This window comes from Chitinophaga niabensis (assembly GCF_039545795.1).
Classification (GTDB): Bacteria; Bacteroidota; Bacteroidia; order Chitinophagales; family Chitinophagaceae; genus Chitinophaga; species Chitinophaga niabensis_B.
In genome coordinates this window covers 2,517,203-2,534,808 of the sequence record NZ_CP154260.1, presented here as the reverse complement: position 1 = coordinate 2,534,808, position 17,606 = coordinate 2,517,203, and the positions used below count along the sequence as shown (strand labels likewise).

The 17,606-nt window shown below is 45.1% G+C and carries 14 protein-coding genes; 6 read left to right on the top strand and 8 right to left on the bottom strand.

The genetic code is table 11. The features are described from left to right. The first annotated feature begins 42 nt into the window (after nt 1–42). Complete coding sequence (locus tag AAHN97_RS10000) at nt 43–864, top strand: hypothetical protein (protein ID WP_343307456.1); 822 nt, start codon at nt 43–45, stop codon at nt 862–864. Nucleotides 865–1,198: 334 nt separating this feature from the next. Here AAHN97_RS10000 and AAHN97_RS09995 read toward each other — a convergent pair whose 3' ends face one another. Beyond that, complete coding sequence (locus AAHN97_RS09995) at nt 1,199–2,215, bottom strand: terpene synthase family protein (RefSeq protein ID WP_343307455.1); 1,017 nt, start codon at nt 2,213–2,215, stop codon at nt 1,199–1,201. 93 nt (nt 2,216–2,308) lie between these two features. On the opposite strand from AAHN97_RS09995, the gene AAHN97_RS09990 reads away from it, so the two are divergent. From AAHN97_RS09990 to AAHN97_RS09970, 5 genes are all read left to right on the top strand, one after another. Next, nucleotides 2,309–2,854, top strand: coding sequence for an alpha/beta fold hydrolase (locus AAHN97_RS09990; RefSeq protein ID WP_343307454.1), 546 nt, complete (start codon nt 2,309–2,311; stop codon nt 2,852–2,854). A 98-nt stretch (nt 2,855–2,952) separates the two neighbouring features. Next, entirely contained in the window at nt 2,953–3,888 is a 936-nt protein-coding gene (locus AAHN97_RS09985; RefSeq protein WP_343307453.1) for an alpha/beta fold hydrolase, read from the top strand. 2 nt (nt 3,889–3,890) lie between these two features. Next, nucleotides 3,891–4,886: an NAD(P)-dependent alcohol dehydrogenase gene (locus tag AAHN97_RS09980; protein ID WP_343307452.1), complete on the top strand. Its 996-nt coding sequence runs from the start codon at nt 3,891–3,893 to the stop codon at nt 4,884–4,886. A gap of 98 nt (nt 4,887–4,984) precedes the next feature. Next, the gene (locus AAHN97_RS09975; RefSeq protein ID WP_343307451.1) at nt 4,985–5,527 is read left to right on the top strand and encodes a class I SAM-dependent methyltransferase; all 543 of its coding nucleotides are present in this window, start codon (nt 4,985–4,987) and stop codon (nt 5,525–5,527) included. A 219-nt stretch (nt 5,528–5,746) separates the two neighbouring features. Beyond that, entirely contained in the window at nt 5,747–6,562 is an 816-nt protein-coding gene (locus AAHN97_RS09970; RefSeq protein WP_343307450.1) for a class I SAM-dependent methyltransferase, read from the top strand. 36 nt (nt 6,563–6,598) lie between these two features. Here AAHN97_RS09970 and AAHN97_RS09965 read toward each other — a convergent pair whose 3' ends face one another. The 7 genes from AAHN97_RS09965 to AAHN97_RS09935 form a co-directional block, all read right to left on the bottom strand. Further along, entirely contained in the window at nt 6,599–7,159 is a 561-nt protein-coding gene (locus AAHN97_RS09965; protein ID WP_343307448.1) for a hypothetical protein, read from the bottom strand. Between the two features lie 131 nt (nt 7,160–7,290). Continuing rightward, the gene (locus tag AAHN97_RS09960) at nt 7,291–9,501 is read right to left on the bottom strand and encodes a Gldg family protein (RefSeq protein WP_343307447.1); all 2,211 of its coding nucleotides are present in this window, start codon (nt 9,499–9,501) and stop codon (nt 7,291–7,293) included. Beyond that, a complete protein-coding gene (locus tag AAHN97_RS09955; protein WP_343307446.1) occupies nt 9,498–10,439 on the bottom strand; it encodes an ABC transporter ATP-binding protein in 942 nt (313 codons plus the stop codon). Before AAHN97_RS09955 ends, AAHN97_RS09960 begins: the two co-directional genes overlap by 4 nt. An 82-nt stretch (nt 10,440–10,521) precedes the next feature. Continuing rightward, on the bottom strand, nt 10,522–11,958 hold the full coding sequence (locus AAHN97_RS09950; protein ID WP_343307445.1) for a RagB/SusD family nutrient uptake outer membrane protein: 1,437 nt from the start codon (nt 11,956–11,958) through the stop codon (nt 10,522–10,524). An 11-nt stretch (nt 11,959–11,969) separates the two neighbouring features. Beyond that, nucleotides 11,970–15,452: a SusC/RagA family TonB-linked outer membrane protein gene (locus AAHN97_RS09945; RefSeq protein WP_343307444.1), complete on the bottom strand. Its 3,483-nt coding sequence runs from the start codon at nt 15,450–15,452 to the stop codon at nt 11,970–11,972. A 211-nt stretch (nt 15,453–15,663) separates the two neighbouring features. Beyond that, the gene (locus AAHN97_RS09940) at nt 15,664–16,863 is read right to left on the bottom strand and encodes a FecR family protein (protein ID WP_343307443.1); all 1,200 of its coding nucleotides are present in this window, start codon (nt 16,861–16,863) and stop codon (nt 15,664–15,666) included. Nucleotides 16,864–16,946: 83 nt separating this feature from the next. Further along, nucleotides 16,947–17,528, bottom strand: a complete 582-nt coding sequence (locus AAHN97_RS09935; protein ID WP_343307442.1) for an RNA polymerase sigma factor — start codon at nt 17,526–17,528, stop codon at nt 16,947–16,949. Nucleotides 17,529–17,606: the final 78 nt, after the last annotated feature.

Here is a 17,606-nt window from a genome sequence, read left to right as displayed (position 1 = left end):
GCCTATTTTCAGTACATTGCCGGTTCACCAAAACGTAATCTTATGATACAAACCAGTGTTATCAGGGGAACAGGCAAGCTCGGCGACGATGTCGGGTACAGGCGTGGTAAAAAACTCTGCTTCCGTAAGCAAGCTAAAAACGTCAGAAGAAGCGAACCCACCAAAGAAGCCGCTACCGACTTTGGCACCGCCAGCAAAGCAGGTAAACTGATCCGCCGGGCAGTACGCCAGGGGCTGAACATCCGCACGGACAACAATCTCACCAATCGCCTGAATGCAGCACTGCTGAACGTCCTTTATGGCAGCAGCGAAAAAAGGGGCAGCAGAAGTTTTAGGCGGGATAACCTGCCGGCATTAGCAGGCTTCAGGTTCAATATGAACACAGAACTAAGCCAGCTGCTGGACTTTCAACCTAAGGTTGTGCAGGATAAAAAAAGCCTCCGCATAGCCCTGCCTGCACTAACGGCTGAGGATATTCACCACTCAAAGAACACTTCTCATGTCGAAATAAAAGCGATTGCCGTAAACGTGAATTTCAACCAGGGTGAATACCAGGATGCTGCAACAGATAAAGTAATGATCGATTTCAGAAAACCAGCAGAAGCAAAGGAATTAGTACTTCCTTTCAAAGCAGGTGAAGACGAAACGATTGTGGTGTTACAGGTTACTGCATACCATGAATTGAATGGAAAGCTGTACAAGGTAGATAACCGCAAATACTTTGCTGCGGATATTATTGACGTGATACCATCACTGCCACAGGAAGATGAAGTAACTAACATCATACACCATGATCAATCAGGCAGGCATCCACTCTTCCGGCTACATGGAGATCACACTTACGCCGCACCGCAAAGAGAATAAACCAGGGCGAGGCGGGTGACAAAAATTGACGTGAAGTTTCTTCCGCAGGAAAAACTATGTCCCTAAAGTAAAATCAGCACATTTTTTGCTTTAAATTTGTAAAATGAAAGCTTGTTTTCAGATAATGTATCCACTAAAAGCACCCAAAAGGGTCACCATCTCCCCCTATAACACCGAAATACCCGCTTAACCTCCGCTTCACCTCCCCTCCATATCCGGTACACATCCTCTCCACATCCAGTCCACATTGCTCCCGTCTTTCTCATAGGAACCTCATAGCAGACAAGGATATCACCCCCATAGCACACCCTAAACACAGCACCATAAGCCTTCTTCACTGTTCACGGCTCACAAATTCGCCATCTACATAGCCCCCCTTGTTATAACGGAACCTGTCGTTCGTATGCCAGGCATAAACACCGGCAACTGATATACCCAGGTCCTGCACATAATCATAAACCATATCCCGCCATTCTCCAAACGGAGGCAGATGTTCATGCAGCAGCATAAATTCCTTTAGGTAGTTATCATGCATCTCCAGCGCCATCATATAGGCTTCCCTGATGGATACTTTATATTCATGCTGTACTACTTTTATGAGGTTCATGGTATCTCCCTCCCTGTGCAGCTCTTTGGGAAGGGAAATAAAGTCGTTATGTATGCCTATCAGCCAAGCGCAAAGCGTGTGGAGCCGTAAAATGTGCGGGTGCTCCAATATATCATCCGGCAACCGGCGGTAATCCTTCTGCATAGCTATGTATTTACAGAACGGAAGGGCTCCGCTTGTATCTTCCCTGATGATCAGGTAAACAGCAAGCGGCGGAGGAACATTAGCCTTGTAATATACTTTCTCCTCTGCATAACCAACAAATACCCTGCGTATGGCAGCTACAAAATTTTTATACAAACGTTCCGGCATTCCGCATTTAATAGCATCCTGCCTGAGTATCCAGAACTGGTGGAATATTCCATTATCAGTTGGTTCATCAGCATCTTCTCCGGATAACAGGGCCATTATGCGTTTTCCGATCTCATTCATCTCATTTCTCGAACAACGATCCAAATAATCATCCATCATGGCGCCGTTGGCTGCGTAATTGGCAAGAGGCCTTAATTCTGCGAGTGAATTTAAAAAAGGACAGCCACGCGCGGCTATATCCGTCAAATTATGTAACTTATGTTTCTCGCGGGCTTCTTTGCTATGTAAAGTATACTCCCTGTCAATCCAATCATAGTATTCTTCCCGCTGTTGTTGAAAATCCGGGTGTATAAAATCGGGAAAAGGATATGCTGGCTTAGGGAGGTCAAGTAATCCTGCATAAAATTCTTCGTCTGAAATTGTCTTTGACATGGTTAAAATTTTCCTGGGTTAAACATGAGGGTATAGTGTGAAAGTAGCCGTTTTTATTGAAATCATACTGCAGTAACTAATCTAATTATTAATATGAAAAAACAGGTGCTTTTTATCCACGGCGGAGGCGATGATGGTTACGGCGAAGACGCAAAGCTGGCAGCATCACTACAAAAGGAATTAGGAGATGATTATGAGATCACCTACCCTCAGATGCCCTCTATTGACGATTCTCCTGATTTTGGCTGGCTGAAGCAAATTGAGGAAGAGATCAGCCGTCTCAAAGACGGTGCATTTTGGGTGGGGCATTCATTAGGGGCGTCCATGCTGCTAAAATACCTCTCCGAAAATAAAGTACAGAAAAAAGCAGCCGGTATCTTCCTGATAGCTCCCCCATTCTGGCATGGTAAAGAGGAATGGAAGCAGGGTTTGAAACTTCAGAAAGACTTTGCGGAAAATCTTCCAAAAGCATTCCCGATCTTCGTTTATTACTGCCTCGACGATGAAGTAGTGCCTCAGGATCAATTTGCAACCTACAAACAGCAAATGCCATGGGCCACCTTTCGCGAAATTGAAAGCGGCGGACATCAGTTGGATAATAACCTTACCCCCGTATCAACGGATATCAAAAGCCTGTAAACCCTCAGGTTGTCGTATTTAACCCTATCATTGTCGCATTCACACACCGGGCGGCATACTATTGTTTACGAGATTTGCCCTAACAAAAAACCTACTATATGAATAAGCATGTTATAGCCAGTATCTCAATTGCAGTTGTTATGGCAGTGATCGCATCCTGCCAGCAGCCAGGTACAAAGGAAACACCAAAAACAGAACCCAAAGATTCACTCAGCACACAGCAGCTCAAACCCACTGATAGCGGTTATGCTGATGTAAACGGCTTAAAGCTCTATTATGAAGTATATGGAGCAGGCAAACCAATAGTTTTGCTCCACGGCTCCTTCATGAATATTCCCATGAATTGGGCGCAGATCATCCCCCAGTTTGCTAAAAACAGGAAAGTAATAGTTGCAGAAATGCAGGCTCACGGCCGCACAAAGGATATACCCAGGGAGTTTAGTTATGAAAGCATGGCAGACGATGTATCCGGGCTGCTCAAACACCTCAAGGTAGACAGTGCAGATGTATTGGGATACAGCATGGGAGGTGGTGTGGCTTTCCAGTTCGCAGTACGCCATCCTGAGCAGTTACGCCGGCTGGTGGTATTATCAGGTACCTATAAGCATGATGGATGGTGGCCTGATGTAGAAGCAATGTATGGTACCATAAATGCAGATATGTTTAAAGGCTCACCGATAGAACAACAATACCTCAGTTATGGTAACGATTCGGCTCATTTCCCGGAATTTATAAAAAAGGTGATGAGCATAGACCTGAAGCCATACGATTGGTCTAAGGAAGTAAAAAACATCAAGGCGCCGATATTCATGGCTATTGGAGATGCAGATGGCGTACGATATGAACATGCACTGGAACTCTTCCGCGCCAAAGGTGGTGGAAAAATGGGAGATATACACGGGCTGCCTACATCCCGGCTGGCTATTATACCAGGTACTACGCACATAGGTATGATGCTGCATATGGATTGGATGATACCCATGATCAATGATTTCCTGGATTCAGATCTGAATGCTCCTCCCCCAACCTTCTAGTTATGAAAATAAAAGCATACGGAATTAAAGATAAAAACGGCATCGCTGAGCCTTTCTATTATGAAAGGAATGTTGGTGACAACGAAGTAAGCGTGAAGATTATTTATTGCTCTATTGCAAGAGGTGATGTACAATTCATCAGTGATGACTGGGGCGATACAAAATTTCCACTTGTTCCCGGACATGAAATTATAGGGATTGTGGAAGAAACGGGTGCCAATGTAACTACTTTAAAAGCTGGCGACCACGTAGGTGTTGGTTATCAGCAGGAAGCCTGTTTTGAATGTGCGTTTTGCAGAGAAGGTAACGAACAGTTTTGTACGCAGCAGAAAGTAATTGGTGTGCATTGTTATGGTGGTTTGGCAGATCATATTATCGTTGATAACAGGTTTGCCTTCAAACTTCCGCCGGCACTTCAATCGGTTAATTCGGTCCCTTTGATGTCATCGGGCATTACAGTATATTCAGGAATTATGCGGGCACAGTTGCCCGCTAATTCCGTTGTGGGCGTGCTGGGTGCTGGTGGCCTCGGGCAGCTGGCCATCCGGTTCCTGCATAAAATGGGACATGAGGTATATGCATTTTCTCATTCTTTGGAAAAGAAAGAGATGATCAACCAGCTGGGCGCTGAATTTATACTTAGCTCAAACCTCAATACCAGTAAACAATTCGATTTTATCATCTCCACATTAAACGCCCCGTACGACCTGAATGCTTTTCTGAAGATCCTTAAACCGCAGGGAAAATTTTGCCTGGTAGCATCCCCTTTGGAAAAGCAGCCCATTAGTCTTGGCTTGCTCTATGATTATGCGCAGCGAACTATCTATGGAAATTATGTAGGAAGCCGGAAAAGTATGACGGAGATGCTTGCCTTCTCAGCAAAACATAACATTGGCAGCGAGGTAGCCGTTATGCCGCTATCAAAAGTGAATGAAGCAATAGAAAGCGTAAGATCAGGAAAAGTAAAGATCCGGTTAATAATAGAAAACGATAAATAATGAATTCACAGGAGAAAGTTTTGCATTGCTACAACCAGGTAGCTGATGATTATGCAGCTGATCGTTGGGATGAACTCTCCCATAAACATTTCGACAGGATGTTATTGAAGGAATTTGCGGCTGAGAATAAAGGCAAAGGGCTGTGTGCGGACTTTGGCTGCGGTCCCGGGCAAACAACAAAATTCCTGTACGACAATGGTCTAAAAGATCTCGTTGGCATAGATCTGGCACCAGCGATGGTGAATGTTGCCCAAAAGCTTTCTCCGCAGATTAAATTTGAAACCGGGGATCTATTGAATATCGCCTATCCATCTGGCGCTCTTGGAAGTGTACTGGCATTCTATGCGATCGTGCATTTTAATAATGAGCAGATCAGGAAGTGTTTCAGAGAAATTAACAGGGTATTAAAAGCCAAAGGTGCCTTTCTATTTTCATTCCATGTGGGAGAAGAGGTTGTTCATTTTGATAAAGCGCATGAAAAGGAAGTGGATGTTGATCTGATTTTTTTTAAAACTGATGATATTATCACATTACTTCATGAAACAGGCTTCAAGATAATCGATGCTATAGAACGGCGTCCAAACGAGGACGTAGAGTATCAAAGCAGGCGAGGTTATATCTGGGCAGAGAAAAGGTTTTAACATTTTATAAAGGTGCGGATAAACCATATAAAAGCAATTTCCCACCGGTTAAATAGAAAAAGTCCCCTAAAATAAACCCGTGTGTTGGGAAATAGCTGACAACCCCTACTTTCGCTGTTGTAATTTATTTCATAACCCAATTGCCCCAGGTTGATCCCAAAACAGTCTGCATAAATGCCAACAGGCATGGGCAATATTTATTAAAAAGTTTTAATCATAATGAATCCAAACAAAGCATTATGGGAGAAGGGCGACTTTACCAGGCTCGCTGAAACTATGCGTGAAAGCGGCGCAGCACTCGTTTCTAAGTTAGGTATCACTAAAGGTCTCAAAGTACTGGACCTTGGTTGTGGTGATGGAACTACCGCCATCCCCTCCGCAAAACTCGGAGCAGATGTTTTAGGTGTAGACATTGCCAGCAATCTCGTGGAAGCAGGAAACAAACGCGTAAAGGCTGAAGGACTTACCAATATTACCTTCCAGGAAGGCGATGCCACTGATCTGCATGAACTCGAAGATGAAAGCTTTGACCTTGTAGTAAGTATCTTTGGTGCCATGTTTGCACCAAAACCATTGGATGTGGCGAAGGAAATGGTGCGTGTTACCCGCCCCGGAGGAAGAATTGTGATGGGCAACTGGATCCCCGGAGATCCAACACTGGTAGCCCAGATCCTTAAGATCAGTTCCGCTTATACACCACCACCGCCAGAGGGCTTTATCAGCCCTATGCTGTGGGGAGTGGAAGACCAGGTTATAGAACGTTTTGCTAACGCAGGTGTGGCTAAAGAAGACATCTCCTTTGAAAGGGATACTTTCAATTTTGCTGTTGCATCCCCACCATCTGAATTCTTAGACAGGTTCAAAACCTACTACGGTCCTACCATGAATGCATTCGAAGCCGCTGAAAAGAACGGAAAGGCAGCGGAGTTAAAGCAGGAACTGGAGACCTTGTTTAACAATCAAAATAAAAGTGGCAGCAGCGATAGCACACTTATTCCGGCAACCTTTTTAAAAGTGACGGTGAATCGCAGATAGCGATTTAAAAAAGACCTGCGCTTAGCGCGGGTCTTTTTATATTTTAGAGATCAGTTTTAATGTCTTTAAGTCGTAAAGCAATATTTCACTTTTATCTGTCTTATCATATTTGCCGTTACTATTGCTATCATAATGCCCGGTAATAACAATAGTCCCGGTTTGATTATTAACTACCCAGGTACTCACAAAGAATTTATCTTCTGTTAACTGTACCTTCTCCTGCCCGTCTACTGAAACAATAATGATCTGTGTGGGATCATTCCAATCAATATGTTTGTTCTCGTCTAAGTTCACCGTACGGCCTGCCACCAGCACCTTGTTGATCTGCAGGCTATCTATCCTGATCTGCTCAACCTTTCCTATGGAAGCATCGCTGGAAAATTCAACCTTTTTTGACTGGCCGCTCCTGGCGTTGATGAACAAAAGATATTTACTTTTTACAGTAAACATTTTCCCTACATTTTCAATGGTGGCAATAACATAGTCAGAACCACTGAGTTCTATCAGCTTGTTGAAGTAAACATAATTATTCTTGTCTTGTCCGTAAGCTGAAATGGTGCATACTGAGAAGAATAAAAGGATAAGGATAGACTTCATTTTATTAAGTTTTTGTGTTTAAAGCTAAGACGATCCTATTCGGAAAAAGTTTCAGGTAAATCCTTATTAACAGGAAAAGGCCGCCCATTTAAGGTACGGCCTCTTCGCTCTATTAGTATGGCTGGTTTTAACTATCGTCTCTTCCTGTAGAGCAACAGCACGGTTGCAAAGATCAGGAGGGATACCGGTATCACGCCAAAGAAGAATACCCGCATGCTGAGGATCCCATTGTCATCACTGTCAATTACATCCTTTGATCTTACGGCACCGGTATTTACCGGGAACCTGCCATAGGTGAACCAGCGGAATGATTCCGTGATCAGCAGCTGGTTCCAGGTATCCGGTTTGCGCCGTCCCAGTTCTCCTGTGCTCATAAAATCAGCGTCCCCGGTAACGATGATCCGCTGTGTTTTGTCCTTTATTTTTCTTTCCGCCGCAATGGCCAGTGCCTGACCGTTTTTAGCCGTCAGTAACGGAATGGTATGAAAACCAAACTGTTGGCCATATTGAAGGTTTACAGCGCCTACCATGGATACTACCCCGCTATCAGCCTGGTATCCTGCGAGTTTGGGGGTGATCTCCCCTGCTTTATTGGAAAATGAGGCCAGGATAAAATCCGGTGCGTAATCCCTGCTTTCTTCCAGTATGGGAGCATCACCCAGCTGTACATCCAGCTGCTGCAGGATGGGTTTCAGTATTTCCTGCGATCCCGGTTCTGCGATCACAAACAGGTTACCGCCACTGGAAATATATTGGTCCAGCTTTGCCTGTGCTATAGGCGGAATAGCCATTTTAGGATCTGCTATTACCAGCACGGAAGTGGCTGCGGGAATTTCCTCATGGCTGAGGTTAACCGTATCTACATTAAAGCCCTGGTTGATCAGTGCATGCCTGAAGGACAGCTCGTTCACGAACTTCTTCAAAGCAGCATCCCCTTCTTTTGTAATACTTCTTTCACCATTGCCGGTAAGGAAGGTGATAACAGGTATTTCAGCAGGTGTTACAATACGCCTCAGTGCTGCCGTAAACTCCTGTTCACCGGGATAGATCATAAGGTCGTTGTAATACCGGAGGAAGGTTTTTTCCTTACCATATTGCAGCAACCTTACCAGGCGGTTTTCTTCCGGGCCCAGATCTACTGTTTTACGGATCTGATCAGGCGGTAATACTTTTTTATAATCAAGGCTCTGGATGTCTGCTACTTTTTTAGCAATGGCGGCATCACTTTCACCGGGATAATTTTTGTAGAGATTTTTGTTGTTGGAGAAATCATAGTAATACACATACTCCATTTTCAGATCTGGCATAAACCTGCGGTAAGGAGTGAGTACTCTTTCGTCTTCATTTTTTTTCTCCGGTGCACCCAGGTAATAGTTATTATCCAGGATGTTTACATAAGTGGTGATCTTAAGTGGCTTGTTCATCCCAGCGATCAACTCACGGCTTTGAGGCCCGAGTGTATGCATTCTGGTAGCCGTCATATCAACATAACCGGTAAAGATCGGGCGGGAACTGATGTAACCTGTGAGGAAACATAATGCGATTAACCCGATATACCTTGCTGTTCTTATAATAGCAGGTCTTGCTTCCCGCTGGTCCTGTAGGCGCATGCCTGTAATGGCCAGGAAAAAAGCAATCACCAGGAAGAAGTAAAAGGCATCTTCTGTACTGATCAATCCAAAAATGAACTGTTCCGTTCTTCCGGAAATGGACATGAAATGGGTGATACCTCTTACAGCATCATTACCCTGAAAGAGGCCGCCGATAAAGTTCAGGCCGGCTAATACTGCCAATGTGCTGATAGCTGCCACTACCTGGTAACTGGTAAGGGAGGACATGAAAAGCCCTATGGCAGCGTAGGCACAGATCAGCAGGTATAAACCCATTGAACCGGAAGCCAGCAGGGTCCAGTCTATGTTTTCAATGAAAAACGCGCCGGAGATGCTGTATAAACAAATGATGAGCAGCAGCAGTGCGCCATATCCCATCATGGCTACATATTTCCCCAGTACAATATCTCTTACTTTAATGGGAGAAGACAATAACAATTTAATGGAACCACTGTGTGTTTCCCGGCTGATAAGGCCCATTGTTAAGAGTGGAATATAAAGATATAATGTGCCTTTAACGCCAGGATAAAAACCCTGCTGCGGGCTGGCAAAGATCATGGCTGTAACGTTCGAAAAGTGGTTGCCCATCCGCTGCGCTCTGCCTATCATCTGGATGTAATGAATAAAATCCATCCCTATCTGTACGGGAAACACAATTAAAATGAGCCAGGCAACAGGCGAATGGAACAGGAGGCTCAGTTCCTGGCGGGCTATTCTGAATATTATTTTCACTGTATGGCAGGTTTAGATTTTTTATTGGATAACTGTGCAAAAATGGCATCGAGTGAACTCTTCTCCAGCGTGATCTCCTTTAAACGCCATTTCCTGAGAACACTCAGCTCTACGATGTTTTCAGCGATATCTGCCGCAGGTTCAAATCTTACACGGATGGTTTTCTCCGTTAGGAATTCCACATCTTTGATACCATTGATAGCCCTTAGTTCAGCTTCTGCCGGTGGATCTCCCAGGGTAGCAATGAGACTGTCCGGTTCAATGTAATTGTTGAAAGCATCCATGGTGTCTTTGAACACAATCTTACCATCTTCGATCATGATGATATCCTGGCAGGTAGCCTGTATTTCAGAAAGGATGTGCGAAGAAAAGATCACGGCACGATCAGCTGCTATTTCTTTGATAAGGTTGCGTACTTCCAGGATCTGGTTGGGATCAAGGCCGTTGGTGGGTTCATCCAGTACTACCAGCAGCGGCTTATGAATAAGTGCCTGTGCAATCCCTACCCTTTGGCGATAACCACCGGAAAGATTGCTGATGAGCCTGTTACTGAAATGTGCTACACCACATTTTTCCTTCACCGTATCTACTGCTTCTTTTACTTTGCGTTTATCTATCAGCCGGAGATGCGCACAAAAAGTGAGGTATTCATCCACCGTTTGTTCCAGGTAGAGTGGAGCATTCTGTGGCAGAAAACCGATCCTTTTCTTGGCCTCTTCCGGGTTAGCCCTCATATCAATACCCTCTATCAGCACTTTGCCCTGGGTTTGACTTAATACCCCGCAAAGGATGTTCATGGTGGTAGATTTGCCTGCGCCATTGGAACCCAGCAACCCCAGAATACCTTTTTTATTGATCTCGAAGCTCACATCTTTCACCGCCCAGTCTTTGCTGTAGCGGTGCGACAGGCCTTCAATTCTAACGATGTTGTCTTGCATGGTGTAAATTAATTTTCAAAAGGATGATAATGGCGCCGGTTAAATACCGGCGCCTTCAATAAGGCATGGTTATAGGAAAGGCTTATGATGGATTCAGTGGCCAGTCTGGATTAAACACCGTGGCATTGGGCCACAACTGGCGTAAATAACTATTGCTGCCAGGCAGTAATTCATACACTTTGCCTTCGGCTGTATGTTTGATTGTTTTCTGGAAGCGGGTTTCTTTGTTCAGGCGTTTCAGATCTATTACACGCATACCGGTGAATGCCAGTTCCCTCCTTCTTTCTTCCAGTACAAAGCGCAATACTCTTTCAGCATCATTACCAAAGTCTGCAGGTGAAAACGCTACATAAGCTGCAGGTACAATCCTGTTCGATCTTAACTTATTGATATCCGCGAGTGCATCCGTCATGTTATTTTCCCTGGCCAGGCATTCTGCGCGGATCAGGTACAATTCAGGTACGTTGAGGAAGTTGCTGTAAAAATCTCCACGCAGGTAGATCTTCACCTGGTACCTGGTCATATAATTGAACGGAGGCGCAGGAGGCCATCCGTTGGCATAATACAAGGTCCAGCGTTTATCATTGTCTGAAAAGAGTGCTGTCAGTTCCGGTGAAGCGCATACATCCTGTCCGAGTCCGAAGGGCCGGAGGAAATGCCGGGCCACGATGGTTTCTTTATTGAGCTGTCCGTCAGGAATATCCGTCCAGCCTACCGGTGCTCCTGGTACATTAGGGAATGGACCTGGTTTAGTGATCTTATATCCATTCATGTTCACCAGTTCACTTTGCAGGGAGAGTGCGAGGTCTGCATTTTTGCGGGCATTGGCATAGTCTCCCATAAAGAGATACACCCTGGCCAGCAATGCATATCCGCCTGCTTTACTTGCCCTGAACTTTGTGAGTTTATTTTTTACCGGCAGATCAGCAATTGCGGCATTGGCATCGCTCAGGATCTGATCGTATACTTCTTTTACGGTATTCCTCACAAACTTTGCATTGATATCCGCAATCAATGCAATGGGTACGCCGGGTTGTGTGGCAGCGGTAGCAGCATCATAATGATGCGCATATACATTCACCAGTTGCAGGTGTTCCATAGCACGCCCCAGGTAGGCTTCTGCACGAACGCTTTTCTTAGTGGCTTCTGAGCCTTCCGTTGCGTCCATGATATTGTTGATGATAGTATTGAAATAGAAGATCCTTTTATACCCTTCGCTCCATAAATAATCATTGGCTCCCTGTTCGTAAGGAGAAGTATTGAAGGTATAGATCTTCCTGCCCCATAATTGTTGCTTGGTATACAGGTTGCCTGGCTCACCTTCCGGCAGGAATGCATCGTCAGACAAGAGATCCCAGTATTGATCACCGAAGTTCACGATAGTACCGGAATTGAGCATGTTCTCAAAGTCCGTTACTGTAATAGGGATGAATTTATCTTTTGGTTTAATATCCAGGAACTTTGTGCAACCGGATAATATCAATGCGCTGGTGATGATATACAGTGATAATTTTTTCATGTTTCCTGGATTTAAAAAGTGATATCAAGTCCCGCCATATAAGTAGCCATTACCGGTAAAGTTCTGTTAGCATACTGGCTGGCGAACTCATAAGCTTCCGGATCAATTCCGGCAGAGTTGGCATACCAGTGGAAAGGATTCTGCACCTGCAACGTTAATTTAACTGCTGAGAACTTTTTAAAACGGGCCAATGCAGGCGTTAAATTATAAGCCAGGGAGATATCCCTTACTTTGATATAATCCGCCTTGAGCACATTCTGATCTGATGCATACCATGTGAGTGTATAATAGTTGCTTCCGGTACCTTTCAGATCTGGTGCCGGCAACATTCCCGGGATCTTTTCATCTCCCGGTTTACGCCAGTAGTTCAACACTCTTCTGTCTGTATTTGTATAGGGGAAAAGATAACCTACAGACGGCACCACATCTCTGATCACATGGCCCCCATTTCCGATGAGCATAATATTGAGGGTGAACTGGCGGTAGGTAAAACTATTGGTCAGCCCCATCGTATATTTAGGGCGCAGTGTGCCGCTATATACCAGGCCATTAATATCTGTCATATTAGCTACAATGGCACCGGTCTGATCATAGTTCTTTACTACTTTCCCATCTGCATCATATACCATCATAGAACCGTTGGTGGGATCAAGCCCTGCGGACCTGAAACTGAATACTGCATCCATAGGATAACCTATGCGGTTTACACCATAACCACCTGTAAGACCATAAATATTCAGGTCCCGGGTATTTATCTCCGTCATCTTGTTCTTATTGAAACTTAACACCAGTGTGGTACCCCAGGAGAAGTTTTTCTTACTAACATTCACCGTGTTAAGCGCCAGCTCAATACCCTTGTTATTTAAGCTGCCGTAATTGATTAACGCAACAGGAAATGCATTCGTAGGGTCAACAGCTTTTTCACCTAACAAGTCGGTGGACTTACGGATATAATAATCTATTGATCCGGAGATCCTGTTGTTCAGCACCACAAAGTCCACACCGATATTGGTAGTGGCCGTTTTCTCCCACCTCAATGATTTATTAGGCGGATAAAGAATGCTGGTAGCGGGAGCATTGGCTTCTGAGAAGAAAGTAGAAGTTGCCTGCAGGTATGGCCCTACTGTTCTGGCCACGTTTCCGCCGAGCCCATAAGTAGCGCGCACACTCAGGTTATCTATCCAGCTAACATCCTTGATGAAATCTTCTTCGGATACTCTCCAGCTGGCGCCAACTGACCATAAGGGCAGATACCGGTAACGGGGATCGGTACCAAAGAGGTTAGAGTTGTCTACACGTACACTTCCTGTAAGATTATATTTTCCTTTATAGGTATAACCAACATTACCATATGCTGAAATATACCTGTCCTCTCCGTAAGTGAAATAGTTATAGTTATTAAATCTCAGGGAGAAAGTGCTGCCCAGCGCTTCCGTTCCTTTCAGATTACCGAGAGCGATTTCATCTACCGGTGTATATTGAAGGTTATTATCGTTGTATCCCATTTTAAACACGGAAGTAGACGAATAGGCTACTGCTCTGCGTTCCATACCGGCTAATGCAGAGATGTGATGTACGCCATGGATCTGCCTGTCGAAGTTAAGCTGCGCACGGGCTGTATAGGATTTAGAGTTACCCCTTACTTCAAAGATCTGTCCGCCATCCGGTACATTTTTCACGATTGAATCAGGACGGTAATACTCCGTAGCATCATTGATCATCGTCTTCGCGTAGTAGGAATTCGGATTGTAATATTCTTTGTTGTAGGTGTTACGGCGCTCTGTCTGAAGTTTCAGGTCCAGCGTAAGGCCTTTGAGTATTTTAATGGTGAAACCTCCCTGTAGTCTGAAGTAATTTGAATTGTAGGAAAGATCAGAATTATTCATGTCTTCCAGGGGATTAAATGTTTCATCCAGCAGACCAAGGCTCTTCAGGCGCTCTATCTCATAAGGTGATTTTAGCATGGTGAATGATGTAAGGCTGCCATCGGGGTTTTTCAGTGTTTCATAGGGCATTCTTCTTTTGAGAAAACTTTCAGGGCTTTCTCGAAGGAATTTCCCGGTACTCACATTGGTACTAACTCCTATTTCAGCATCCAGCCAGTCAAACACTTTCACTTTATCTCTCATGCCCACGTTAATATTTTCATTACTGGTGCGTAAGGCATACGTTCTGTTACCAGTATAGTTCATGAAGATGTTATACTGATGGATCTCGTTACCGCCGCTGGCAGAAAAGCTGTGGCGCTGCCTGATCTCATCACGCATGAACAGGTCTTTAATCTGACCATAGCCGTCTGCATTCCTTAAATTATTGAGTGTATTGTCCAGTTCGGTTTGCGTGAGCCGGCCCTGCTCATGCTCATAAAGCGCTTCCAATACCGGGTTTTTACCTTCGCGCCTGAGAAGATCATTGTAAGAGCGGTGCCAGGTATTGAAAAGTTCCTTCTGGAGGTCCACCATCTCGGCTGAATTGAGATATTTCATGTAACCCATATCAGGTTTGGCAGTGTAAAACATCGTACTGCTGAAGTTCACCGTCAGTTTCCTGCTGCTGCCATAACGGGTGGTAATAGAGATCACACCATTCGCTGCCCTGGTACCATAAATAGAGGCTGCAGCCGCATCTTTCATCACTGTTACATTCACCACATCCGCAGGGTTAATGTAATTCAGGTCTCCTTCGTAAGGGAAACCATCTACTACATACAGCGGTGCCTGGTTACCATAAAGTGTGGAAAGCCCACGGATGGTTGCATTGCCATTCTGTATAAAGAGGCCGGGCACTGTACCTTCAAGGCGATCCATAAGGCTGGTTTCCATCCTGGCGCCGAGTGTTTTTTCCGTAATTACGCTGAACGATCCTGTTGCCCGTTCCTTTGGAAGGGACTGATATCCTGTGTTAGCAGTTACATTTAATTCTGTTAAGGTAGAAGAGATAACGGACAATGTAAGGTTACCAATGCTGCCGCTTCTAAGCATGGCAGTGGTCACCACTACTTCTTTTGTTCTATATCCTAAAAAGCTGATACGAAGTTTATCTCCTGCGTTTACATTCAGGGTAAAGTTTCCTTCTGTATCTGTAGCAACTGACTGATTGCTGCCCATAACATATACCGAAGCGCCTATCAGGGAAACGCCTGCACTGTCAGACACATGCCCTCTTACAGGTTCTGCCACAGGTGTTGTTACAGTACCCCCGGGTTTGCTATACAGCATAATGGTTTTGTCCGCTATTTTATAATTAAGCGGCTGATCTTTCAGGATCAGTTCAAGGAAGCTGGTCAGCGGCATATTTTGTACTGAAGCGGATACCGCACCTGCCTGTTTCAGGAGGTCCGATTTCCCCCATACCACAAAACCCGTTTGCTTTTTAATAGCCGCAAAAACCTTTTCCATGGGAACGGCCTTACCGGAAAAAGTAACGGATTGCGAAAAAGTGTTAGCTGAAACATGTAAACAAATGGCGAGAAGGAGAACACTGGTAAATCTCATGATCCTGAGCATTTTGGTTGGGAGCCGGCATGGCAAGTTCCAACGGCTCCAATAAGCAGTTTTTTGCATAGATTTGCAACGTTTGGTTGTTAAAAATGGAGGGCCTCGAAACCCGATTTGAATCAACCGGCAACCACCGGAAGTGTTAGTAGCACTTTCGGTTTTTTTATGCCGGCTGGTCCTTTTATTTAATTCATGTCTATGTTTCAGATTAAGGCATTACTATGAGTTTGTGCCCTTCTTCCAGGCGGAAATGCACGTCAGCGCGTTCCAGCCCTGATAATACATCAGAGAGTTTCAGCGTTCTGCTCATCTCCCCAAAGAACACCACATCCGGTACATTTCCTTCATATACAACTTCCAGGTTGTACCAGCGTTCCAGCTGGCGCATCATTTCTCTCAGGCCTACCCCTTCGAAATTGAAAAGCCCGTTTTTCCAGGCAACAGCCTTGTCTACATTTGCCTGTTGCACTAATGCCATGCCTGCGTCTCCTGCCTGCAGCTGATCTCCTGGTTTTAATACAATTCGGCCAGCGGTTTTGCTGGTATGGGATACGCTTACAGACCCTGCTACCAGTGTGGTATAGCTATGCTTTTCATTTGTATAGGCATTTACGTTGAAGGCTGTACCCAGTACTTCTATATCTATTTTTCCCGGCACCTTTACCTTAAATGGCTGTTCTGCATTTTTTGCCACTTCAAAATAGGCTTCGCCGGAGAGCTCCACTCCCCTTTCCTTTCCTTCGAAAGCAACGGGGAATTTCAGCGTACTCGCGGCGTTAAGCCATACTTTGCTGCCGTCTGGCAGGACCACTTTGAATTGCCGTCCTTTGGAGGTACTTATTGTATTGTATGCTATTTCTCCGGTACTACGTTCTCCGGGTGCGTATTGTAATCCGTCACTTTTTAATACCACAGTGGTTCCGTTCTGGCGGGTGATGATCCCATTGCCGGCACTGTCCAGTACCATTTCAGAACCATCGGCTAATGTAAGGATGGCCCCGTTTTTCCCGGGATCAACATCCAGTGGTGCATTCCCGGTGATAACGGCATCCGGTTTTGCGGGATGATTTTGGCTGAAAAACCAGGCGCCCAGGCCAAATAAAACTACCACTGCAGCCGCCCATCCCCATCTGTGCAGGTGATGAATACGGGTTGCCGGTTTGGCAAGCGGATCACCGGATAACTTATCCGATTGCAGGATCTGATCCGCCACCTGCATCCAGTGTTGCCGGTCGAAAGCAGGCCGTGCCTGCGGCTGGTTTACTTCCAGCCAGCTCTCCACGGCATCCATGGAAATGCCGGATTCGTCCTGGTCAACTAAACTTGTTAGTTCATCCAGTTCTTCCTTAGTAGCAGTATGTGCTGCCAGGCGCTCCAGTAAATAGGCTAATCGGTGGTTTTGTTCCATGTAAGGTGTGGTTTATGCCCCTCATCTATACCAGACAACTGAGCGGGAGATTGGTACCGAAAAAAAAGAAGTTTTTTTTCGGTTCAGATGAATATATCTATCAAAATGGCGAGGAATGGCAGGTAATCAGCCTTTTGCAGAGAGGTGCGGATGTTTTTCAATGCCATGACCAGCAGGTTCTTTACCGTACTGATGGCCAGCCCCATATGTGCTGCGATTTCATTGATGCTAAGCCCCTGTTCACGGCTTAAACGGTAGATCTGTTGTTGCTTTTCAGGTAATTGCTGCACGGCCTGGTTTACGAGGTCCAGCAGTTGCCGGAATTCTACCATTTCTCCCAGGTAGTTTTCTTCCTGCCCCACTGCATCCATCACTTTATCGTGGATGTTCTGACGGCGGACATAATTTACTGCCTGAAAAAAGCAGATCTTTTTAATCCAGGCGCCAGGTTGTGTAACTTCCGTCAGCTGGTCGCGTGCTATCCATATTTTAAGAAAGGTATCCTGTACCAGGTCATCTGCCACTGCTGCAGATCCTGTAATACGTGCTGCCATGGCCAGCAGGCGTGGTGCATAGATCTCGAAAAGGCCCCTGAATGCAGATTCATCACCAGCTGCAACCCGTTTATAAAGATCGGGGCCATCTATAAAATGTCCGTCGTTCAATAAAGTGATATTAATAATAAATCAGATAGATTCTGGTTGTTAAAAGGTGCATCCCGTATTTAACTTTCGAAATTGTAC

Coding starts and splice junctions, on each gene's coding strand:
- AAHN97_RS10000 (WP_343307456.1), top strand. CDS start 43: ATGATACAAACCAGTGTTATCAGGGGAACAGGCAAGCTCGGCGACGAT.
- AAHN97_RS09995 (WP_343307455.1), bottom strand. CDS start 2,215: ATGTCAAAGACAATTTCAGACGAAGAATTTTATGCAGGATTACTTGAC.
- AAHN97_RS09990 (WP_343307454.1), top strand. CDS start 2,309: ATGAAAAAACAGGTGCTTTTTATCCACGGCGGAGGCGATGATGGTTAC.
- AAHN97_RS09985 (WP_343307453.1), top strand. CDS start 2,953: ATGAATAAGCATGTTATAGCCAGTATCTCAATTGCAGTTGTTATGGCA.
- AAHN97_RS09980 (WP_343307452.1), top strand. CDS start 3,891: ATGAAAATAAAAGCATACGGAATTAAAGATAAAAACGGCATCGCTGAG.
- AAHN97_RS09975 (WP_343307451.1), top strand. CDS start 4,985: ATGTTATTGAAGGAATTTGCGGCTGAGAATAAAGGCAAAGGGCTGTGT.
- AAHN97_RS09970 (WP_343307450.1), top strand. CDS start 5,747: ATGAATCCAAACAAAGCATTATGGGAGAAGGGCGACTTTACCAGGCTC.
- AAHN97_RS09965 (WP_343307448.1), bottom strand. CDS start 7,159: ATGAAGTCTATCCTTATCCTTTTATTCTTCTCAGTATGCACCATTTCA.
- AAHN97_RS09955 (WP_343307446.1), bottom strand. CDS start 10,439: ATGCAAGACAACATCGTTAGAATTGAAGGCCTGTCGCACCGCTACAGC.
- AAHN97_RS09950 (WP_343307445.1), bottom strand. CDS start 11,958: ATGAAAAAATTATCACTGTATATCATCACCAGCGCATTGATATTATCC.
- AAHN97_RS09945 (WP_343307444.1), bottom strand. CDS start 15,452: ATGAGATTTACCAGTGTTCTCCTTCTCGCCATTTGTTTACATGTTTCA.
- AAHN97_RS09940 (WP_343307443.1), bottom strand. CDS start 16,863: ATGGAACAAAACCACCGATTAGCCTATTTACTGGAGCGCCTGGCAGCA.